15 protein-coding genes are annotated in these 21,438 nt (G+C 71.5%); 5 read left to right on the top strand and 10 right to left on the bottom strand.

Annotated features, from left to right (window positions below):
• Positions 1-37: 37 nt before the first annotated feature.
• The gene (locus tag ABTY61_RS27265) at positions 38-1,372 is read left to right on the top strand and encodes a DUF1254 domain-containing protein (protein ID WP_350507719.1); all 1,335 of its coding nucleotides are present in this window, start codon (positions 38-40) and stop codon (positions 1,370-1,372) included.
• Between the two features lie 45 nt (positions 1,373-1,417).
• Here the strand turns inward: ABTY61_RS27265 and ABTY61_RS27260 are convergent, their stop codons facing one another.
• Entirely contained in the window at positions 1,418-3,265 is a 1,848-nt protein-coding gene (locus ABTY61_RS27260; RefSeq protein ID WP_350507718.1) for a BACON domain-containing protein, read from the bottom strand.
• Between the two features lie 158 nt (positions 3,266-3,423).
• On the opposite strand from ABTY61_RS27260, the gene radA reads away from it, so the two are divergent.
• Positions 3,424-4,935: a DNA repair protein RadA gene (radA, locus tag ABTY61_RS27255; protein WP_350507717.1), complete on the top strand. Its 1,512-nt coding sequence runs from the start codon at positions 3,424-3,426 to the stop codon at positions 4,933-4,935.
• Between the two features lie 202 nt (positions 4,936-5,137).
• Positions 5,138-6,196 (top strand): DNA integrity scanning diadenylate cyclase DisA, encoded by a 1,059-nt coding sequence (gene disA / locus ABTY61_RS27250; protein ID WP_350507754.1) that lies wholly within the window; start codon positions 5,138-5,140, stop codon positions 6,194-6,196.
• 166 nt (positions 6,197-6,362) lie between these two features.
• On the opposite strand, the gene ABTY61_RS27245 is transcribed toward disA, so the two are convergent.
• Positions 6,363-7,253: a hypothetical protein gene (locus ABTY61_RS27245; RefSeq protein ID WP_350507716.1), complete on the bottom strand. Its 891-nt coding sequence runs from the start codon at positions 7,251-7,253 to the stop codon at positions 6,363-6,365.
• Positions 7,254-7,467: 214 nt separating this feature from the next.
• On the opposite strand from ABTY61_RS27245, the gene ABTY61_RS27240 reads away from it, so the two are divergent.
• The gene (locus ABTY61_RS27240) at positions 7,468-8,385 is read left to right on the top strand and encodes an HhH-GPD family protein (RefSeq protein WP_350507715.1); all 918 of its coding nucleotides are present in this window, start codon (positions 7,468-7,470) and stop codon (positions 8,383-8,385) included.
• An 89-nt stretch (positions 8,386-8,474) separates the two neighbouring features.
• On the opposite strand, the gene ABTY61_RS27235 is transcribed toward ABTY61_RS27240, so the two are convergent.
• The gene (locus tag ABTY61_RS27235; protein ID WP_350507714.1) at positions 8,475-10,070 is read right to left on the bottom strand and encodes an MDR family MFS transporter; all 1,596 of its coding nucleotides are present in this window, start codon (positions 10,068-10,070) and stop codon (positions 8,475-8,477) included.
• 168 nt (positions 10,071-10,238) lie between these two features.
• Between ABTY61_RS27235 and ABTY61_RS27230 the strand changes: the two genes are divergently transcribed.
• Positions 10,239-10,922: a TetR/AcrR family transcriptional regulator gene (locus tag ABTY61_RS27230; RefSeq protein ID WP_350507713.1), complete on the top strand. Its 684-nt coding sequence runs from the start codon at positions 10,239-10,241 to the stop codon at positions 10,920-10,922.
• A 9-nt stretch (positions 10,923-10,931) separates the two neighbouring features.
• On the opposite strand, the gene ABTY61_RS27225 is transcribed toward ABTY61_RS27230, so the two are convergent.
• The 7 genes from ABTY61_RS27225 to lysX form a co-directional block, all read right to left on the bottom strand.
• Entirely contained in the window at positions 10,932-11,849 is a 918-nt protein-coding gene (locus ABTY61_RS27225; RefSeq protein WP_350507712.1) for a M23 family metallopeptidase, read from the bottom strand.
• A gap of 416 nt (positions 11,850-12,265) precedes the next feature.
• Positions 12,266-14,617 (bottom strand): immune inhibitor A domain-containing protein, encoded by a 2,352-nt coding sequence (locus tag ABTY61_RS27220; RefSeq protein ID WP_350507711.1) that lies wholly within the window; start codon positions 14,615-14,617, stop codon positions 12,266-12,268.
• 273 nt (positions 14,618-14,890) lie between these two features.
• A complete protein-coding gene (locus tag ABTY61_RS27215; RefSeq protein ID WP_350507710.1) occupies positions 14,891-17,410 on the bottom strand; it encodes an ATP-dependent Clp protease ATP-binding subunit in 2,520 nt (839 codons plus the stop codon).
• A 660-nt stretch (positions 17,411-18,070) separates the two neighbouring features.
• Positions 18,071-18,421 (bottom strand): histone-like nucleoid-structuring protein Lsr2, encoded by a 351-nt coding sequence (locus tag ABTY61_RS27210; RefSeq protein ID WP_350507709.1) that lies wholly within the window; start codon positions 18,419-18,421, stop codon positions 18,071-18,073.
• Between the two features lie 91 nt (positions 18,422-18,512).
• Positions 18,513-19,049 (bottom strand): amino-acid N-acetyltransferase, encoded by a 537-nt coding sequence (locus tag ABTY61_RS27205; protein WP_350507708.1) that lies wholly within the window; start codon positions 19,047-19,049, stop codon positions 18,513-18,515.
• Between the two features lie 9 nt (positions 19,050-19,058).
• Positions 19,059-19,538: a BlaI/MecI/CopY family transcriptional regulator gene (locus ABTY61_RS27200; protein ID WP_350507707.1), complete on the bottom strand. Its 480-nt coding sequence runs from the start codon at positions 19,536-19,538 to the stop codon at positions 19,059-19,061.
• Positions 19,539-19,788: 250 nt separating this feature from the next.
• Positions 19,789-21,366, bottom strand: a complete 1,578-nt coding sequence (lysX, locus tag ABTY61_RS27195) for a bifunctional lysylphosphatidylglycerol synthetase/lysine--tRNA ligase LysX (protein ID WP_502895440.1) — start codon at positions 21,364-21,366, stop codon at positions 19,789-19,791.
• Positions 21,367-21,438 lie beyond the last annotated feature (72 nt).

Genomic DNA, 21,438 nt, shown 5'->3' with positions numbered 1-21,438 from the left:
CCGTCCCGTAGCGCCCCGACCCGATGAAGGACCCCCGATGAACCTGCCCGAGCTGGAGGCCCTGGCCGCCGACGCCTACGTCTACGGCTACCCGCTCGTCGCCGGCCTCACCATGGTCGAGCGCTTTGCCAAGGGCGGCCTCGGCACCCTCCCGGCGGCGCCGTACAACCACTTCAGCCACGCCACCCGACTGGCGGGCCCGGCCGACCACTTCGTCTCGGTCAACAACGACACCGTCTACTCGATCGCCCAGCTGGACCTCTCCGAGGGACCGCAGGTGCTGCACGTCCCGGACACCGCCGGCGCCTACTACGTGCTGCAGTTCCTCGGCGCCTGGACGGACAACGTCGCCTACCTCGGCAGCCGTGCCACCGGCACCGGGGCGCAGACCTGGCTGGTCGTCCCGCCCGACTGGCACGGCACCGCGCCGGACCCGGACCGGGTGATCGAACTGCCCACCACCGTCGGCACCATCGTCGGCCGCTTCGCCTGCGACGGCCCGGACGACCTGCCCCGGGTCAAGTCCCTGCAGACCGCCCTCGTCCTGGAGCCGCTGGAGCCCGGCGGCCTGGTCGCCGGACTGCCCGAGCCCGACCCGGAGGTCCCCGAGCGGCTGGCCTTCTTCGAGCGCCTACGGGTGTGGATGCAGGCCTTCCCGCCGGCCACCCCCGACATCGAGTACCAGCGCCGCTTCGCCCCGCTCGGCCTGCTGGACGACGGCGCCTCGCCGTACCGCGCGGCCGCCGCCGAGTGGACCCTGGCACTCGCCAAGGGCCTGGCCGCCGGGCGCGAGCGGGTCGAGGACGCGACCCGCCCGCCCGAGGACCACCCGCTCGGCGAGTGGCGCTCCGCGCTCCACCTCTTCGACTACAACATCGACCACCTGGGCCCCGGCACCCTGGACGACCCCGAGTGGCGCATCCCCGACCGCCGCGCCGCCTATCTCAGCCGGGCGGCCGCCGCCCGGGCCGGCCTGTGGGGCAACCACGCGTACGAGGCCTCGTACGCGATGACCTACGACGACTCCGACGGCCGCCCGCTCACCGGCGCCAACAGCTACACCGTCCGCTTCGAGCAGCCCCCGCCGGCCGAGGCCTTCTGGTCCCTCACGATGTACTCGGTGCCGGACTACTACCTGGTGGAGAACCCGATCGACCGCTACTCGATCGGCGACCGCACCCCCGGCCTGGTGTACGGCCCGGACGGCTCGCTGACCGTGACCCTCCAGCACGAGCCGCCCGAGGACCCGGTGGCCGCCGCCAACTGGCTCCCCACCCCGCTGGGCGAGTTCCGCCCGATCATCCGGCTCTACCGGCCGAAGCCGTCGGTGCTGGACGGCAGCTACCAGGTGCCCCCGATCCACCGCGACTGACCGCGTCGCGATCGTCTGCCCTGGGGATACGGGGAGTCGAGCCGCTCAGTGCCCGGTCGCCGCCCCGGTCGGGTGGGCGGAGGCGGGGCCCGTCGGAGTCGCCGAGTGCGTCGGCGTACCGGTCGGCGGCCCGGAGGGCGACGGTGCCCCGGTCCGACCCGGTGACGACGAGGGCGTGGCCGGCGCCGACGTCCCCGGCGCCGAGGAGCCCGTCGGCGAGCCCGCCGAGGAGGGCGTCGACGACGGCGCCGGGGACGTGCTCGCCGACGGCGTCGACGAGGGCTCCGCCGAGGAGGACGCGGACCCGCCCCGGTCCTGCGGCCCGCCCTCCAGGGTGACCACCGCCTGGGAGGGCGGCAGCGCGATCCGGGCGGTCCAGTGGGTGGTGGGCGCGAGTTCCTCGTCCACGGTGACGATCACGGTGATCCGCTGCCCGGGGGCCAGTGTCCCCGAGTCACGGCTGAGCCGGAGCCAGCCGGCGTCCGTCACGGCGCGCCAATGGATCTCCGTGGTACCGGAGTCGGTGAGGGTGAGCACCGTCCGGCTGCCGTACTCCGCGGCGTCTACGGTGAGCAGCCCGGCCGGGGCCGGGTCGGCCGCGCCCGGCGCGGAGGCCCGTTCGACCGCGGGGGCGGGGGCGGCGACCAGGGTGGGGCTGCCGAGCGGGGTCGCGCCCCGGCCCGGCACCGGGACCAGCGGTCCCTGGAGGGTGAGCCGTGGAAACCCAGGGAGCAACGTTTCTGCACCGTTTCCGCCGCCCGTGCCACCCACCCCGCCGCCGCCCGTACCCGCCAGCTCCAGCCCCGGCATTCCCGCCGCGGCCCCGGCGACCGCCCCGGCCGCCCACGGCGGCCGCTGCCCGGCGTCCGCGCCGGCCCCGTCCACCCGCACCGCCGACACCGAGGCCGCCGACCCGGCCCCGCCGGCGCCCCGGTGCCCGGCCCACAGCGCCACCACCGGTGCCGCCAGGACGGCCGCGAGCACCCCGGTGGTCACCACCCGCCGACGGACCGCCAGCCCCCGGCCCGCGCCCGGCGCCCGGTGCCGGGGGAAGCCGCCGTGGTCGAAGCGCAGCCCCGGCTCGGCCGCACCGCCCGTCGCCGACCCCGTCGTGCCACCCGCCGTCGACCGCGCCGCACCGCCCACCACCGGCGGCGCCACCACCGGCGCCGTCAGCAACGGCAGTCCCGACAGCCCCGCCGCACCCTCGGCCGCCTCCCCGGCGGCCACCCGCTCCGCCGTCCCCCGGCAGGTCGGGCAGTCCACCACGTGCTGCACCAGCTCCCGCCGCAGCGCCGGGCCGAGCACCCAGTCCCGCCAGGACTCGGCCCCGGCCCCGCCGAGCCGGTCCAGTTCGGGGCAGCTGCCCACCCCGAGCACCAGCAGCGCGGCCCTGGTCCGGGCCACTTCGGCCTCGGCGGCGGCGAGCAGCCCGCGGGTCCGCTCGAAGGGCAGGCCCAGGACGGCCGCGACCTCCAGCGGGGTCAGCCGGTGCCGGACGGACAGCTCCAGCGCCTCGCGCTGCTCCGGGTCCGTCCCGGCCGCCTCCGGCCAGGCGAGCGAGGCCAGCTCGCGCCGCCGCCGGAGCGCCTCGACCTCGCTCGGCTCCGACGGGACCGGCCCGGCACCCGGCTCCGGTCCGGTCCCGTCCGCGAGCCGCCGCAGGCAGCAGTACCGGGCCAGTGAGAACAGCCAGGCCCGGACCAGCCCGGGCTCGGCCAGTCGGGCGCCGTGCCGCCGGGCCAGTTCACGGACCTCGCGCAGGGCGTCGGCGGCCGCGTCGTGCTCGCACAGCACCGAGAGGCAGTAGGTGAACAGGCCGTCCACCTGGCGGTCGTATGCCGCGAGCACGGCGTCCTGCGCCCCGACGGGCCCGACTGTTCGCGTTGTCACCCGTCCGACGGTAGGAGCACCGGGCGGCCCGTCCCCGCCATTCACCGCGTATGTACTTCTTTCGGGTAACAACATCGCCCATCTGTGTGGGCGCCCGACGCGTCCGCCCGCAGACCGACGGCCCACCGCTGTCACACCCAGCCGCTACCGTGGGCCGCATGCCTCCGCGTTCCAAGACCACCGCCAAGCCGCGCCCGGCCTACCGCTGCACCGAGTGCGGCAACCAGCTGCCCAAGTGGGTCGGCCGCTGCCCGGAGTGCAACGCCTGGGGCACGGTCGAGGAGTACGGCGCGGTGCCGATCCGCACCACCGCCGCGGGCCCGGTCAGCGCGCCCGCCCGGCCGATCGCCCAGGTGGACGGCCAGGTCGCGACGGCCCGCTCCACCGGCGTGCCGGAGCTGGACCGGGTGCTCGGCGGCGGCCTGGTCCCCGGCGCGGTGGTGCTGCTGGCCGGCGAGCCCGGCGTCGGCAAGTCCACCCTGCTGCTGGACGTCGCCGCCAAGGCGGCCACCGACCGGCACCGCACGCTCTACGTCACCGGCGAGGAGTCGGCCGGGCAGGTCCGGCTGCGCGCCGACCGGATCAACGCCCTCTCCGAGCACCTCTACCTCGCCGCCGAGCAGGACCTCGGCGCGGTGCTCGGGCACATCGAGGCGGTCAACCCCGGACTCCTGATCCTGGACTCGGTGCAGACCATCGCCTCCGCCGAGCTGGACGGCGCCCCCGGCGGCCCGGCCCAGGTCCGCGAGGTGGCGGGCGCGCTGATCCGGGCGTCCAAGGATCGCGGCATGGCCACCCTGCTGGTCGGCCACGTCACCAAGGACGGCCAGATCGCCGGCCCGCGCCTGCTGGAGCACCTGGTGGACGTGGTACTGAGCTTCGAGGGCGACCGGCACGCCCGGCTGCGGCTGATCCGCGGTGTCAAGAACCGCTACGGCGCCACCGACGAGGTGGGCTGCTTCGAGCTGCACGACGAGGGCATCGTCGGCCTGGCCGACCCGTCCGGCCTCTTCCTGACCAGGCGTGACAAGCCCGTCCCGGGCACCTGCCTCACCGTCACCCTGGAGGGCAAGCGCCCGCTGGTCGCCGAGGTGCAGGCGCTGATGGTGGATTCGCAGATCCCCTCCCCGCGGCGCACCACCTCGGGCCTGGAGTCGCCCCGGATCGCGATGATCCTGGCCGTGGTCGAGCGGCACGGCGGGGTGAAGCTCGGCAAGCAGGACATCTACACCGCCACGGTCGGCGGGGTGAAGCTGTCCGAGCCCTCCGCCGACCTCGCGGTCGCGCTCGCGGTGGCCAGCTCCTCCACCGACACCCCGCTGCCCAGCAACCTGGTGGCGATCGGCGAGGTCGGCCTGGCGGGCGAGGTGCGGCGGGTGACGGGTGTGCAGCGCCGGCTGGCCGAGGCGCACCGGCTGGGCTTCACCCACGCGCTGGTCCCGCCGGACCCGGGCAAGGTGCCGCCGGGCATGAAGGTGGTCGAGGTGGCCGACATCGGCGAGGCGCTGCGGGCCATCCCGGGCCGCCGCCGGGCCGCCGCCAAGCCGCGCGGCGAGGGGCGTGGTGAGGCACCGTCGGCCCCGCCGGCGCCCCGTGCGGCGAGGATCCCGGCCCACCCGGACGAGCTGATGGCGGGCTGGGAGCCGCTCGACTCCGACGAACTGCGCTGACCCAAGCCCTGCCGAAGCCGCACGCAGTTAGACTTTCCCCAGTCTCATTGGCCAGAAGGCAGTACCGAAGCGGTACTGAGCGACAGAGCAACAGACCGCGGACCGGCGCACGGCGCGAGGCGCGCGGCACGGGGTCGACCGGAGGAGTCACGTGGCAGCCAGCGACCGGGGGGCGGACAAGGCCTCCCGTGAGGAGGCCCTGCTGCGGGCCTCCCTCACCGCCATCGCGCCCGGTACCGCGCTTCGTGACGGCCTGGAACGGGTCCTGCGGGCCAACACCGGCGGCCTGATCGTGCTGGGTTTCGACAAGACCGTCGAGCCGATCTGTACCGGCGGCTTCGTCCTGGACGTGGAGTTCAGCGCGACCCGGCTGCGCGAGCTGTGCAAGCTCGACGGCGCGGTGGTGCTGGACAAGGACATCACCAAGATCGTCCGGGCCGGCGTCCACCTGATGCCGGACTCCACCATCCCCACCGACGAGACCGGCACCCGCCACCGCACCGCGGAGCGGGTCAACCGGCAGACCGGCTACCCGGTGGTCGCGGTCTCGCACTCGATGCGGCTGATCGCCATGTACGTCAACGGCACCCGCCGGGTGCTGGAGGACTCCACCACCGTCCTCTCCCGCGCCAACCAGGCGCTGGCCACCCTGGAGCGCTACAAGCTGCGCCTGGACGAGGTGGCCGGCACGCTCTCCGCGCTGGAGATCGAGGACCTGGTGACGGTCCGGGACGTCACCGCCGTGGCCCAGCGGCTGGAGATGGTCCGGCTGATCGCCACCGAGATCGCCGGCTACGTGCTGGAGCTCGGCATCGACGGCCGCCTGCTCTCGCTCCAGCTGGACGAGCTGATCGCGGGCGTCGAGCCGGAACGCGAACTGGTCGCCCGGGACTACTTCCCGGAGCGCGCCGCCAAGAAGGGCCGCACGGTCACCGAGGTGCTGGCCGACCTGGAGGCGCTCACCCACGCCGAGCTGCTGGACCTGCAGACGGTCGCCAAGGCGCTCGGCTACTCCGGCACGCCGGAGTCCCTGGACTCCGCCGTCTCCCCGCGCGGCTACCGCCTGCTGGCGAAGATCCCGCGCCTGCCCAACACAGTGATAGAGCGCCTGGTCGAGCATTTCGGCGGCCTGCAGAAGCTGCTCGCCGCCAGCATCGACGACCTGCAGACGGTCGAGGGCGTCGGCGAGACCCGGGCCCGCTCGGTCCGCGAGGGCCTGTCCCGCCTTGCCGAATCGTCCATCCTGGAGCGCTACGTCTGACGGACGCGCGAAGGACCACGGACGGCCTCCGGGAGAAACGCTTCCCCGGGGGCCGTTCCGCGTTCCCGGGCCCCTGCGCGGCCTGACGGGCCGACGCGCGGAGCCCCCGACCGGTTCGGCGGTCGGGGGCTCCGTGGGGGCTTCACGCACCGGGCGTGACGGAAGCTCAGTTGTCCAGTCGGATCGAGGTCCGGGCCGACACCTTGTCGCCCGAGAGCCCGGTGAGCTCCGCGAGCACCACGTACGTCCCGTTCGCCGGGGCCGTCTGGTCGGCGGTCGCGCACTGCGGCTTGCTGCGGCTGCGGTCCCAGGTGAAGGTCTCGGTCTGGCTGCCGTTCGCCGGGATCTGCACCCAGATGTTGCCCTTGTCGGGCGGGCAGTCGCCGGAGGACCAGACCCGGTCGTTGTTGCTGCCGCTGCTGACCGTGATCACGGAGGCGGTGCGGCCCAGGTCCACCCGGCAGTTGGCGCCGGAGGAGTTCTTGACCGTCAGGGCCAGCTTGGGCTTGTCCTTGGGCTGGTACGAGTTCTGGGTGCCGGCCAGCTCCAGGGCGACCTGCTGGGAGGAGCACACCGGAAGCGCCATCACCTCCGCGGTGTTCACCGCCGGGGCGCCGCCGCCCGAGCCGCCGGTACCGCCCGGCGCCGGAGCACCGCCACCGGAGCCGCCCGTACCGCCCGCAGTACCGGAGCCGGTCGCGCCGCCCGGGCCACTGGCCCCGCCAGCCCCGCCGGCTCCACCGGTCCCGCCGCCGCCCGTAGCGCCGCCGCTGAGGCCGACCTCGCTGCCGCCGCCGCTGGCCACCGGCCCGCCGCCGGAGCCGCCGCCGGCCGGGTGCGCCGCAGGGCCGCTCGGCGAGGCGCCGGGCGTGATCGCCTGAGCGGGCGTTTGGCTCTGGGACTGGGAGGGTACGGCCTGCGCGGCCTTGCTCTGTGAGCCGTCACCGCCCCCGCCCTGATCGGTCATCAGCCAGGCGATCAGGGCGACGACCGCCGCGACGGCGACGAGCACGACGACGCGCCGACGCCAGTAGATCGAGGCCGGCAGCGGTCCCACGGGTTGACGCAAAGAGGGCACGATCAAACTCTACGAGACTGCGTGTGGCGATTGACTCACCAACACCGCACAGTCGCCCCTTCTTTCACATGATCCGCCATTTGATCCGTTCGAGGGAGTCGCCGCACCCGGATTTCCGGGGCAGAACCGGTTCATCCGGAACCATGGCATCCACTTCGGCCCGGATCCGCGACCGTGGGAGGATCGAAGGGCCATGACTGCCATCACCGCCGCCGAAGCCGCCCCCTCGCTGCCGCTGCCCCTGCCGCTGCTGCACTCGACCGTCATCGACTGGTACGAGGCCAGCAAGCGCGACCTGCCCTGGCGGACCCCCGACGCGACGCCCTGGGCGGTGATGGTCAGCGAGTTCATGCTCCAGCAGACCCCGGTGAAGCGGGTGCTGCCCGCCTGGCAGGCCTGGATGACCCGCTGGCCCGCCCCCGCCGACCTGGCCGCCGAGGCGCCCGGCGAGGCGGTCCGGATGTGGGGCCGGCTGGGCTATCCGCGCCGTGCGCTGCGCCTGCACGCGGCCGCCGTGGCGATCACCGAGGAGCACGGCGGCGAGGTCCCGGACGACCACGCCACACTGCTCTCGCTGCCCGGGGTGGGGGAGTACACCGCCGCCGCGGTCGCCTCCTTCGCCTTCCGCCAGCGGCACGTGGTGCTGGACACCAATGTCCGGCGGGTCTTCGCCCGCGCGGTGACCGGCGTCGAGTACCCGGCCACCGCCACCACCGCCGCCGAGCGCCGCACCGCGACCGCGCTGCTGCCCGAGGACTCCGGGACGGCCGCCACCTGGGCGGTCGGCGTGATGGAGCTGGGCGCCCTGGTCTGCACCGCCCGCGGCCCGGAGTGCGGGGACTGCCCGCTGTTCACCGTCTGCGCCTGGCAGCGGGCCGGCCGCCCGCCGTACGAGGGACCGGCCCGGCGCGGCCAGACCTACGAGGGCACCGACCGCCAGGTGCGCGGCAAGCTGCTCGCGGTGCTGCGCGAGGCGCACGGTTCGGTGCCGCAGGCCCGGCTGGATGCGGTCTGGCCGGACGCGGTGCAGCGCGCCAGGGCCCTGGACGGCCTGGTCGCGGACGGTCTGGTCGAGCCGGTCGAGCAGGGCGTCTACCGCCTGCCGCAGTAGCCCGCGGCAGCACGCAGCAGCCCGCGGCACGACGACGGCGCCCCCCGGGAGATCCCTTCCCGGGGGGCGCCGCGTTCAGAGGGCGGTCGTCAGACGGCCGCCGCCTCCAGCGAGGCCTCGGCCGGCTTCTCGCCCTTGCCGGCGCCGCGCAGCGGCACCTCACGCAGGAACAGCGCCGCGGCGATGGCGATCACGGCCACCCCGGCGCCCCACAGGAAGACGGTGTGCATGCCGTTGGACACCGCGTGGTGGTAGGCGTCCTGGATGCCCGGGTCGAGCTTGCGCAGGTCGGCCGGGCTCATCTGGCCCGGGTCCTTCATCCCGCCGCCGGACGAGGCGTGCTCGCCCAGCCGCGCGGTCATGGTGTCCTTCACCCGGTTGTTGAACAGCGCGCCGAACAGCGCGACACCGAAGGAACCGCCGATGGTGCGGAACAGGGTGGCGGTGGAGCTGGCCACGCCCATGTCCTTGAGCTCGACGCTGTTCTGCGCGACCAGCATGGTGATCTGCATCAGGAAGCCCATGCCGGCGCCGAGCACGACCATCCAGCAGGCCGAGGTGAAGCTGCTGGTCCCGACGCCCATGGTGGAGAGCAGGATCAGGCCGCCGGCCATCACGATGGTGCCGATGATCGGGAAGATCCGGTACTTGCCGGTCTTGGTGACGGTCTGGCCGACCACCAGCGAGACGACCAGCATCCCGAGCATCATCGGCATCAGCAGCAGGCCGGAGTTGGTCGCCGAGGCGCCTTGGACGATCTGCTGGTAGAGCGGCAGAAAGACGGTCGAGCCGAACATCACGAAGCCGACCACGAAGCCGATGATCGAGACCAGGGTGAAGTTCAGGTTCTTGAACAGGCTCAGCGGCAGCATCGGCTCCTGGGCCCGCTGCTCCACGTAGCAGAAGGCGATCAGCGAGGCGGCGGCGAGCGCGGCCAGGCCGAGGATCTCCTTGGAGCCCCAGGCGTACTGCTGGCCGCCCCAGGTGGTGATCAGCACGAGCGAGGTGATGCCGACGGTGAGCAGCACGGCGCCCGGGTAGTCGATCCGGGCGGTGTTGCGGACCTTCGGCAGCTTCAGCGTGACGACGACCACCGCGAGCGCTACCAGGCCGAGCGGCAGGTTGATGTAGAAGGTCCAGTGCCAGCTCAGGTGGTCGGTGATGAAGCCGCCGACCAGCGGACCGCCGATGGTGGCGAGGGCCATCACCGCGGCGAACATGCCCTGGTACTTACCGCGGTCGCGCGGCGGCACGAGCGCGCCCATGATCGACATGACGCCGACCATCAGACCGCCGGCGCCGAGGCCCTGCACGGCGCGGAAGCCGATCAGCTCGTTCATGGTCTGCGACAGGCCGGACAGCGCCGAGCCCACCAGGAAGATCACGATCGAGGTGAGGAAGACGCCCTTGCGGCCGTACAGGTCGCCGAGCTTGCCCCAGATCGGGGTGGAGGCGGCGGTGGCCAGGGTGTAGGCGGTGACCACCCAGGACAGGTGCTCGGCGCCGCCGAGGTCGCCGACGATCGTCGGCATGGCTGTGCCGACGATCAGGTTGTCGAGCATGGCCAGCAGCATCGTGACGACCAAGCCGACCATCACGAGGCGAATCTCGCGGGGCGACCGCGGCTGTTCCTCCTCGGTCGTCTTGTCCTCCGGTACCGGGCCGGCGGTCTTGGACTGTGACATGGGGTGGGGTCTCCCGGAGGGGTGCTTCGGACGGGCTTCGCGCCGTGCGACGGCTCACTTACTTGACGCCCGGCTAGTTTATCGATCGTCGGCACGGTAAGTTGTTTCCTAGCCGGTCGTCAAGCCAGTTTTAAGACCGGCCGCCCGGGCAGGGAGAATGAGCCCGGGGTGGACACCACCCCGGAGTCCGCAGCAGTAGTCACCGACGCAGTCATGAGGCAGGCCATGGGCACTCCGCACAGCCCCCGCAGCGACACCCGGGCTCGCATCATCGAGGTGTCGTTGGAGCTCTTCTCCGAGCAGGGCTACGAGCAGACCTCACTGCGCGAGATCGCCGACCGCCTGGGCGTCACCAAGGCCGCGCTCTACTACCACTTCAAGACCAAGGACGACATCGTCCTGGGCATCGTCGAGCGGATGGCCGCGCCGATCGACGAGATCATCGCGTGGGGCCGGGAGCAGACCTGGAGCCCGGAGATGCGCGACGAGCTGATCCGGCGTTACGCGGACGGGATGACCGAGCGGGCCCCGCTGCTGCGCTTCTTCCACGAGAACCAGCCCGCGCTGCGCGAGTCCCCGGCGGGGCTCGCCTTCCGGGACCGCGTGATCACCATGATGCAGCTGGTGCACGGGCCGGAGGCGGGGTTCCGGGACCGGCTGCGGGCCACGATGGCGCTGTTCACCGCCCACTCGGCGTTCTTCCTGCTCAAGCAGGACGCCACGGACTGCGGCGACGTGTTGAACGTGTGGGGCGAGAAGGTGCCGCCCGCCGACCTGGACGAGGCGCTCGAAGCGGCCCGGGAGGTCGCGCTGGAGATCAGCGGCCGGATCGGCCGGCCCGCCCGGGACTGAGCGGCGACCTCAGAACGCCGTGACGCCGTGCCCGGAGAGGTAGGCGATCGGGTTGACCACCGCGCCGTAGCGGTTGCTGGTGCGGATCTCGAAGTGCAGGTGCGGCCCGGTGGAGTTGCCGGTGCTCCCGGACAGCCCGACCCGCTGACCCGCCGACACCCGGGCGCCGGCCGACACCGAGAGCACGGACAGGTGCGCGTACTGCGCGAAGTGCCCGTCGGCGAGCCGCAGGACGACCTCCTTGCCGTACGCGCCGTCCCAGCCGGCCGACACCACGGTGGCGTCGCCGACCGCCAGCACCGGCGTGCCCGGGGCCACCGCGAAGTCCACCCCGGTGTGGTACCCGGCGGCGTACTCGGAGTTGGCCACCCCGTACGGATTGCTGGTCGGCGCGTCCGGCGCCGGGGCCGACCAGCCCGAGGCGGGCGCCGCAGGCGCCGCGGACTGCGGCTGCTGGGCGGGCTGGTCCCCGGGCTGCGCGGCCGGCGGGTCGAGCGGCAGCAGGTTGGGCGCCACCGCCACGAAGGCCTGCGCCGAGGCGGCGTCGTCCGGCAGCTTGTACGGGCTCGGCCCGGCCACCTGCACCACGCCCGGGTCGGGCACCTGCGCCCGCGGGGCGGTGAAGGCCGAGCTGCCCGGAGTGGTCGGCAGCACGGTCTGCGCCGAGGCGCTGCCCGGCGCGGCGGCCATCAGCAGTCCCGCCAGCAGCACCGCGGTCGCCCCGGCCGAGACCACCGCGTGGTCGCGCTCGGCCCGCTGCCGGCTGCCCGGCAGGGTGGCGTGCCGGGGGGTGGCGAGCGCGCGCAGCGGCGGCGCGGCGTGGGTGCGGACGGCGTGGCGGATCCGCGGCTGCCAGCCGGCCGCCTGGGCCGTCGCGCGGACGGCGAGCCGGCGCAGGGCCGGCCCCACGGGCGGAACGGTGGACATCGCGGTCGTACCTCACGGTCGGACGGGGGCGGCAGGGAGCGCCGGGTCGGGCGCTTCGCTGAGCGGGGGGCCACTCAGCTTTAACCGGCGCCGAGCGCAGCCCCAAACGCGGCGATGTACTACCCCGTGTAGTCGCTGTGGCGGCGGGGGATCGGGCCGGCGGAGCAGTGATCATGGGATCGGATCGCCGGGGCCCGGCCGGCCCGCCCCCGGCATCCCGACCGCCCGGCTACTAGGCCCGGTCGTACCGCGCCGAACCGCTGTGACCAGCGCCACCCGGCGTCGGGGTTTCAGGTGCTCCCGACCGCGGTCCGCCGCGGGCGCAAATGCGTCCGGCCCGCCCCCGCGCGGTGGCGGGGGCGGGCCGGACATGGAGACTTCAGTGCCGCGCGATCACGGCCTGACCGTCAGGACGATCAGTTGTCGACCGGGCGGACCCGGATCCAGGTCTCCAGGTAGTTCGCGGACTCGTTCTCGACCTCGATGCTGGTGCCGGTCTTCGGCACGTCGACACCGGCGTACTGGTCGTCCTTGGACCACCAGGACTTCAGGTCGTTGAACTCGTCGACGCCCTTGGACTTCGGGATGACCGTCTCGACGTCGGCCTTGTGCAGGGTCAGCGCCGGGACGCGGCGCGAACCGAAGGTCGAGTCGAAGCCCTGCATGCGCGGACGCATCAGGGTGCCGTCCGACCACTTGATCGGGGTCGGGTGCGAGTCGACCGGCAGCACCAGGCCGTGGCCCGGGTGGGCGCTGACGTTGTTGTCGGTCTGCGACTCGTCCCAGTACCAGATCAGCAGGCCGGGCTGGTACGCGTAGTGCTCGACCCAGTTGGGCTTGGCGGCCGAACCGAAGTTGTACGGGCCGGTCTTCAGCGTCTGGTCGAACGACACGTACTGCTTGTTCTCCGCGATGTAGTACTGCGCGTAGTCCTTGGTGTACGAGCCGCCGAAGCGGGTGAAGCCGGCGGCGGTCCAGCCGTTGTCGCCGTTCTCCACGTCGTCGCTGAACACGGTGGCGCCGTCGGCGACCACCGCGATGTTGTCCACCGCGAAGCCGCGGTAGTGCAGACCGCCGTCGGTGGTGTTGTGGTAGCGGAACTGGATCTTCTTGCCGGCGTAGGCGTCCAGGTTGAACGACAGGTCACCCCAGGCGGCGGTCAGGCCGCTGACGGCCGGGCGGCCGTTCTCCTTGGGGAGCGCGGCGCCGTTCCAGGTGCCGTCCACCACGGTCCAGTTCTTGCCGCCGTCGGTGGAGACCTCACCGAAGGCGTAGTCGAAGTCCTGCTCCAGCTCGTACCAGGCCTTGGCGTTGATGCTGGCCTTGGCCTTGCCGGTCAGGTCGATGTCGCGGGTCAGCGTGACGTTGAGGTTGTCGGCGCTGCCGCTCCACCACTCGCTGTTGCCACCGAAGGGCTTGTTGATGTCGGTGGTGATGCTCTTCTTCGGCAGGTCGACGATGAGCGCCTGCGGAAGGTTGGTGTTGTACTCGACCGGGCCGATGTGGTGGGTCGACTCGGTGCCCGCCTTGGCGCGGTCGGCCTTCAGCCAGCCGAGCTGGTACTTGCTCCAGGCGTCGAGGTCGTTCGGCATGTCGCCGATGCTGTCCTTGCCCTCGCCGAGCCAGGAGCCGGAGGACATCAGGGACCAGAAGCCGACCGAGTTGTCGATGCCCTTGCCGGCGGTGTCGTAGAGGTCCGGCAGACCGAGGTCGTGGCCGTACTCGTGGGCGAAGACGCCGAGGCCGCCGTTCTCCGGCTGCATCGTGTAGTCGCCGATCCAGAAGCCGGAGTCACCGACCTGGACGCCGCCGAGCTTGTTGTTGTCCGGACCGGCCTGGCCGGTCAGGTTGCCGTAGACGTACGAGCGGTGCGCCCACAGGGCCTTGCTGCCCTGCTTGCCGCCACCGGCCGACTTGTCCTCGCCGGCGTGCACGATCTGGAAGTGGTCGATGTACCCGTCGGGCTGGTTGAAGTTCCCGTCGTGGTGCGACCCGTAGCGGTCCCACTGGTCGTACGAGGCCAGCGTCGCCTTGATCTGGTCCTTGGTCTGACCCTTCGCCAGCTGGTCCTTGTACCAGATGTCGACGGCGTCGCGGATCAGGTCCTGGGCGCTGGAGCAGACGTTGGAGCCGCAGTAGTCGGAGCCGTACCGGGCCTCGTTCCACGGCACCCGGACCCAGTCCGAGACCACGCCGTCGACCGTGTAGCGGCCCGAGGACTGCTTCTCGTAGAAGGTCTTCAGCGAGGGCTTGTCCTTGGCGAAGTACAGGTCCTGGTAGTGCTGCTGGCTGTAGTCGGCCTGCCAGGCGGTCGAGTTGTTCGTGGCGCGGTCGGGCGCTGCGATCTCGTTGTGCTTGGGGCCGGCCTCGCCGCCGTACTTGACCTTGCCGTCGGCGGTCTTGGTGGTGTTGTCGACCTGGTCGCCGAAGTCGACCAGGATCGTGAAGATCTTGTCCGAGCGCTCACGCGGGAGCTCGACGTACTTGTCCTTGCCGAGCTTCACGCTGGTGCTGCCGTTGTGCTCTTCGACCTGGGCGGTGCCGTTGAGCAGCTGCTCGGTGGCGGCCTTCTTCTCCGCCTCGACCTTGGCGGTCAGCGGGCCCGGGATGTTGTGCTCGGTGTTGACGGCCTGGACGGCGTCGGCCGGGTCCTTCGGAACCGGTGCCGAGCCGGACGCGACGGCGCTGCTCGGGAACAGACCCGCGCCGAGCGTGACTATGACCGCCGCCGCGGTGGTGACCGCGGCAGCTCTCCTGGTGGTCTTCAACGTTGTGACGCCCTCCCCGACCGAGCCGACTCTTGGCCAAGGCCCGGTAAACCAATATGAAAGACAGGTGGACGTCATTTGACCGAAGTGGAGCTGGAAAAGATAGACCTTGACCGTGACATGGCCACGGCGCTATGCTCGCCGATTTCCCGTCAGCTGATGGTGCGTGAGAAAGGCCAGGTCCGGACCCTGCGCCGGCACCCGGAACGCACCGAGCCCCCGGCGCGAACGCCGGGGGCTCGGTGGCTGTGAAGTTGTCTGTTAAATGTTGCTCTACTTCGTCAGGTCCGGACCGGACGAAGCGACCTCGGCCGGGGTGTCCGCGACGGCCGACTTCTCCTCGCCGCGGAAGGTGAACTTGGCTTCCTTGCCGTCACCGTCCACGTCGACGACCACGATGTGGCCGGCCCGCAGCTCGCCGAAGAGGATCTTCTCGGACAGGTGGTCCTCGATCTCGCGCTGGATGGTGCGGCGCAGCGGACGGGCACCCAGGATCGGGTCGTAGCCGCGCTTGGCCAGCAGCTTCTTGGCCTCGACGCTGAGCTCCAGGCCCATGTCCTTGTCCTTGAGCCGCTCGTCCACCTTGGCGATCATGAGGTCGACGATCTGGATGATGTCTTCCTCGGACAGCTGGTGGAACACCACGATGTCGTCGACGCGGTTCAGGAACTCGGGGCGGAAGTGCTGCTTGAGCTCCTCGCCGACCTTCGCCTTCATCCGCTCGTACCCGGTCTGGGTGTCACCCGTGGCCGCGAAGCCCAGGTTGAAGCCCTTGGAGATGTCCCGGGTGCCGAGGTTGGTCGTCATGATGATGACGGTGTTCTTGAAGTCGACCACGCGGCCCTGGGAGTCGGTCAGGCGACCGTCCTCCAGGATCTGCAGCAGCGAGTTGAAGATGTCCGGGTGGGCCTTCTCGACCTCGTCGAAGAGGACGACCGAGAACGGCTTGCGGCGGACCTTCTCGGTCAGCTGGCCGCCCTCCTCGTAGCCCACGTACCCGGGCGGGGAGCCGAACAGCCGGGAGACGGTGTGCTTCTCGGAGAACTCGGACATGTCGAGCGCGATCAGCGCGTCCTCGTCGCCGAAGAGGAACTCGGCGAGCGTCTTGGACAGTTCGGTCTTACCGACGCCGGACGGGCCGGCGAAGATGAACGAACCGCCGGGGCGCTTCGGGTCCTTGAGGCCCGCACGGGTGCGCCGGATGGCCTGGGAGAGCGCCTTGATGGCGTCCTTCTGGCCGATGACGCGCTTGTGCAGCTCGTCCTCCATGCGCAGCAGCCGGGAGGTCTCCTCCTCGGTCAGCTTGAAGACCGGGATGCCGGTGGCGGTGGCCAGGACCTCGGCGATGAGCTCCTCGTTGACCTCCGCGACGACGTCCATGTCGCCGGCCTTCCACTCCTTCTCGCGCTTGGCCTTGGCCTGCAGGAGCTGCTTCTCGTCGTCGCGCAGGGACGCGGCCTTCTCGAAGTCCTGCGCGTCGATCGCGCTCTCCTTCTCGCGGCGCACGTCGGCGATCTTCTCGTCGAACTCGCGCAGGTCCGGCGGCGCGGTCATCCGGCGGATGCGCATTCGGGAGCCGGCCTCGTCGATCAGGTCGATCGCCTTGTCCGGCAGGAAGCGGTCCGAGATGTACCGGTCGGCCAGGGTGGCGGCGGCGACCAGGGCGGCGTCCGTGATGGAGACCCGGTGGTGGGCCTCGTAGCGGTCGCGCAGACCCTTGAGGATCTCGATGGTGTGCGGCAGCGAGGGCTCGGCGACCTGGATCGGCTGGAAGCGGCGCTCCAGCGCGGCGTCCTTCTCCAGGTGCTTGCGGTACTCGTCCAGGGTGGTGGCACCGATGGTCTGCAGCTCGCCGCGGGCCAGCATCGGCTTGAGGATGCTGGCGGCGTCGATGGCGCCCTCGGCGGCGCCCGCGCCGACCAGGGTGTGCAGCTCGTCGATGAACAGGATGATGTCGCCGCGGGTGCGGATCTCCTTGAGCACCTTCTTCAGGCGCTCCTCGAAGTCACCGCGGTAGCGCGAGCCGGCCACCAGGGCGCCCAGGTCCAGCGTGTAGAGCTGCTTGTCCTTGAGCGTCTCCGGGACCTCGCCCTTGACGATCGCCTGCGCCAGGCCCTCGACCACGGCGGTCTTGCCGACGCCGGGCTCACCGATCAGGACCGGGTTGTTCTTGGTGCGGCGGGACAGCACCTGCATGACCCGCTCGATCTCCTTCTCGCGCCCGATGACCGGGTCGAGCTTGGCCTCGCGGGCGGCCTGGGTGAGGTTGCGCCCGAACTGGTCCAGGACCAGCGAGGTCGACGGGGTGCCCTCGGCGGGCCCGCCGGCCGTGGCCGACTCCTTGCCGCCGCTGGTCTGGTAACCGGAGAGCAGCTGGATGACCTGCTGGCGCACCCGGTTGAGGTCGGCGCCCAGCTTCACCAGGACCTGGGCGGCGACGCCCTCGCCCTCGCGGATCAGGCCGAGCAGGATGTGCTCGGTGCCGATGTAGTTGTGGCCGAGCTGCAGGGCCTCCCGGAGCGACAGCTCCAGGACCTTCTTCGCCCGGGGGGTGAAGGGAATGTGACCGGACGGGGCCTGCTGGCCCTGGCCGATGATCTCCTCGACCTGCTGGCGCACGGCCTCAAGGGAAATCCCGAGGCTCTCCAGGGCCTTGGCGGCGACGCCCTCGCCCTCGTGGATCAGACCCAGGAGGATGTGCTCGGTGCCGATGTAGTTGTGGTTGAGCATCCGGGCTTCTTCCTGAGCCAGGACGACAACCCGCCGCGCGCGGTCGGTGAACCTCTCGAACATCGTTTATCGCTCCTCAGAGCGGTCGGGCAGTTCGGGGTCCGTCCCCGCCCTGTCCTTCCGCATGCTAGTCCCGCTCAGCGGCGCGGCCCACGGATTCACTCCCCGGTAGAGGAGCGAGATGCTGCGCGACCAGCCGACACCAATCCCAACCTGATGCTGGGAATCGGTGTTCCCACAGGTGGGCCGGATGCACCGGAAACCGCTACGCCATCGGCGAACAAGCGTCGCCGGGGCGGAGCCGGTCCCTCTTCGGCCGGTCGCACATGCTGCCCCTGGACGGGTCGAAGAACCCGTCCACCTGCATTCATACCCGGTATCGGGGCGGTTCTCGCGCAGTTTCCGCGGTGGCGGTGTTCGCCTGGCGAGAAGTCCGGTCGCGGTGACGGTGGTTCGACGGCGGCCGGGGACGGTCGTGCGCCGTCCCGGGGTGTCCGCCCCCGGGGGTGTTCGCGTCGCTTCGCCCTTACAGCGTTGCACAGCTCGTGATTGTTCCGCCGCCCGAGCCCGCGGCCCCGGCCGGTGCCACCGCACGGCGGACCTCCGGGTGCGCGCCGCGGGGCGCGGAGGTGTGACCTCCGCGCCCCGCGCGTGTGTCGTCGGCGCCGTACGCGGCCGCCGGGGCCCCGCATCCGCTCCGGCGGGCCGGTGCCGGCACCGGGATCAGGCCGCGTTGGCCTTGTCGTAGGCCTCGCGGACGGTGCTGGGCACCCGGCCGCGGTCGTTGACCTCCATGCCCTGCTCCTTGGCCCACGCGCGGATCTTCGCGGTGTCGGGAGCGCTGCCGGACGGACGCGCCGCCGCCGTGCGGCCCGGACGGCGGGGGCCGGCCAGCCGACCGCTCTGCTTGCGGCCCTTCTCCACGTAGGGCGCCAGCAGACCGCGCAGCTTGTCCGCGTTGGCGCTCTTCAGGTCGATCTCGTAGGCAACGCCGTCGAGCGCGAACGTCACCGTCTCGTCCGCCGAACCGCCATCGAGATCGTCTTCAAGAATGACCTGCACCCTCTGTGCCACGGGCTTCCCTTTCCGCTAAACGACCCATTGCCTAAGGAAAGGAAAGCGCCTTTCTGCGGAAAACACAAACCCTTGACCGGCTCGGAGTCGCTCAGAGGTGCAGCAGCATGCGTGAGTTGCCCAGTGTGTTGGGCTTCACGCGCTCCAGGTCAAGGAACTCGGCGACACCTTCATCGTACGAGCGGAGAAGTTCTTCATAGACATCCGTAGCGATCGCCGCCGGGTCTGTCGTACCATCATCGGTTTCCTGGAGCTCCCCGATCTCGACGAAACCGTGTTTCGCGAAGAACGGCACCTCGAACGTCAAGCAGAAAATCCGACGGACGCCCAGCCAGCGTGCCGTCTGCACCAGCTTCTCCAGCAGCAGGTGCCCGACCCCGAAGCCCCGGCAGGACGGATCGACCGCGAGCGTACGGACCTCGGCGAGGTCCTCCCACATCACGTGCAGGGCGCCGCAGGCCACCACCGCGCCGTTGTCGTCCCGTTCCGCGACCCAGAACTCCTGGACCGATTCGAACAGTGTGACCGTGGGCTTGTCGAGCAGAATGCCGTCGCGCGAGTAGGCGTCGATGAGCCCGCGTACGGCCCGTACGTCCGTGGTCCGCGCGCGGCGGATGGTGACCTCCATGGCGGGACGTTATCGCGTCGCGCCCGGCGGGGTCTCCCCGGTATCCACTGTTCCGGTATCGGAGCCGCCGGTATCGGTCCCGTCCTCGGCGGAATCCCCGGCCGGCGGATCGGCCGCTGGATCGGACGGGAACAAGGCCGCCACCCGCAACGCGTCCCGGAGGGCCTCGCGTTGCTCCGGCGACATCAGGCCGAAGAAGTGCACCAGGGCGGCCGCGGGATTGTCACCGGTGGCCCAGGCGTCGTTCATCAGAGCCGCCGTGTACGCCTCACGCGAGGAGACCGGTTCATATCGATAGGCCCGGCCGACCCGCTCGCGGCGCAACCAGCCCTTTCTGTGCAGCTTGTCCAGGACGGTCATCACCGTGGTGTACGCGATTTCGCGTTCCGACTGCAGATCCAGGAGAACCTCGCGAACCGTCACCGGTCGGTTCCACCGCCACACCCGGGTCATGATGGCGTTCTCAAGTTCGCCGAGTTGCCGGACCATAGTGCCGCCAGGATAGGGAGTGAATGGGGCAAATCTTGTGAAGTGCGCCAAACCGGCGCGCCGCCACCCCCGGGAATCGGGAATGGCGGCGCGGGTCGTTCGGGGCGGCTGACGGCGTCAGTCCGATCAGTCGATGTCTTCCTTGGCCTTCTGGGCCCCGCCCTGGCTGCGGACGATGGCCCGCACCAGGAATCCGAAGCCGATCGCCATGACCAGCGGTGGCACGATCGCGCTGACGTAGTCCATCAGGTCACTCCTCCTCGGTCTTCTCCGCCGGCGCGGCGGAGGCCTTCGGCTCCGGCTTCACCAGCGGGAAGAGCACGGTCTCCCGGATGTTCTTGCCGGTCAGCAGCATGATCAGGCGGTCCACGCCGAGGCCGAGGCCGCCGGTCGGCGGCATCGCGTACTCCAGGGCCCGCAGGAAGTCCTCGTCCACCTGCATCGCCTCGACGTCGCCGCCGGCGGCCAGCAGGGACTGCGCGGTCAGGCGGGCGCGCTGCTCGACCGGGTCGACCAGCTCGGAGTAGGCGGTGCCGATCTCGGTGCCGAAGATCACCAGGTCCCACTTCTCGGCCACGCCCGCGATCGAGCGGTGCTGGCGGGTCAGCGGGGAGACCTCGGTCGGGTAGTCCTTGATGAAGGTCGGCCGGACGGCGTTCTCCTCCAGCAGGCGCTCCACCATCTCCAGCACGATCTGGCCGTGGCCCCAGTTCTTCTCGAACGGGATGCCGTGCTCGGCGGCCAGCGCGCGCAGCTCCTCGACGCCGGTCTCCGGGGTGACCTCGACGCCCAGGCGGGCGGAGATGCCCGGGTAGACGCTGACCTCCTCCCACGGCTCGGCCAGGTCGATCTCGTGCTCCACGCCGTGCGGGTCCACGCCCTTGATCACCGTGGTGCCCAGGGCGTCCCGGGCGGCGTTGACGATCGTCGCGCGGATCAGCTCGGCCTGGGTGTCGTAGTCGCCGTAGGCCTCGTACGACTCCAGCGAGGTGAACTCCGGGTTGTGGGTGGAGTCCGCGCCTTCGTTGCGGAAGTTGCGGTTGATCTCGAAGACCTTCTCGGCGCCGCCGACCACCAGCCGCTTGAGGTACAGCTCGGGGGCGATGCGCATGTAGAGGTCGATGTCGTACGCGTTGATGTGCGTCTTGAACGGACGCGCGTTGGCGCCCCCGTGCACCGGCTGGAGCATCGGCGTCTCGACCTCGATGTAGCCGCGGTCCTCGTAGGTGCGGCGGATCGAGCGGACGACCTTGCTGCGCAGGTGCAGGATCTCGCGCGCCTCGGGGTTCACGATCAGGTCGACGTAGCGCTGGCGGACCCGGGCCTCCGGGTCGGTCAGGCCCTTGTGCTTGTCCGGCAGCGGGCGCAGGCACTTGGCGGTGAGCTCCCAGCGGTCCACCATCACCGACAGCTCGCCGCGCTTGGAGGTGATCACCTCGCCCTCGACGCCGACCTGGTCGCCGAGGTCGATGTCGGACTTCCAGGCCGCCAGCCGCTCGGTGCCGAGCTTGTCCAGGGAGAGCATCACCTGGAGGTCGCCGGTGCCGTCGCGCAGGGTGGCGAAGCACAGCTTGCCGCCGGTGCGGGACAGGATCACCCGGCCGGTGATGCCGGCGCGCTCGCCGGTCGCGGTGTCGGGTTCGAGGTCCGGGTGCTTGGCACGCAGGTCCGCGATGGTGCTGGTGCGGGGGAATCCGACCGGGTACGGGTCGACCCCGGCCGCCCGGAGCCGGTCCAGCTTCTCGCGCCGGACGCGCATCTGCTCGGGAAGGTCGTCGGTCGCGGGGACAAGGCTCTGATCGCTCACCCCACAAGGGTAGCCAGCCACACACGGTGCTCCGCGACCGGATAAGGCCGGACGACGCCGGACGACGCCGGACGACGCGGGAGGGGAGGCCGT

The sequence above is a fragment of the Kitasatospora sp. NPDC096128 genome, assembly GCF_040303105.1.
In the GTDB taxonomy this organism is placed as follows: domain Bacteria; phylum Actinomycetota; class Actinomycetes; order Streptomycetales; family Streptomycetaceae; genus Kitasatospora.
This window is presented reverse-complemented; position numbering and strand designations above follow the sequence as displayed.

Bases quoted from the DNA above. Each gene is read 5' to 3' on its own strand.
- ABTY61_RS27265 (WP_350507719.1), top strand. From the start codon at position 38: ATGAACCTGCCCGAGCTGGAGGCCCTGGCCGCCGACGCCTACGTCTAC.
- radA (WP_350507717.1), top strand. From the start codon at position 3,424: ATGCCTCCGCGTTCCAAGACCACCGCCAAGCCGCGCCCGGCCTACCGC.
- ABTY61_RS27240 (WP_350507715.1), top strand. From the start codon at position 7,468: ATGACTGCCATCACCGCCGCCGAAGCCGCCCCCTCGCTGCCGCTGCCC.
- ABTY61_RS27235 (WP_350507714.1), bottom strand. From the start codon at position 10,070: ATGTCACAGTCCAAGACCGCCGGCCCGGTACCGGAGGACAAGACGACC.
- ABTY61_RS27225 (WP_350507712.1), bottom strand. From the start codon at position 11,849: ATGTCCACCGTTCCGCCCGTGGGGCCGGCCCTGCGCCGGCTCGCCGTC.
- ABTY61_RS27215 (WP_350507710.1), bottom strand. From the start codon at position 17,410: ATGTTCGAGAGGTTCACCGACCGCGCGCGGCGGGTTGTCGTCCTGGCT.
- ABTY61_RS27205 (WP_350507708.1), bottom strand. From the start codon at position 19,049: ATGGAGGTCACCATCCGCCGCGCGCGGACCACGGACGTACGGGCCGTA.
- ABTY61_RS27200 (WP_350507707.1), bottom strand. From the start codon at position 19,538: ATGGTCCGGCAACTCGGCGAACTTGAGAACGCCATCATGACCCGGGTG.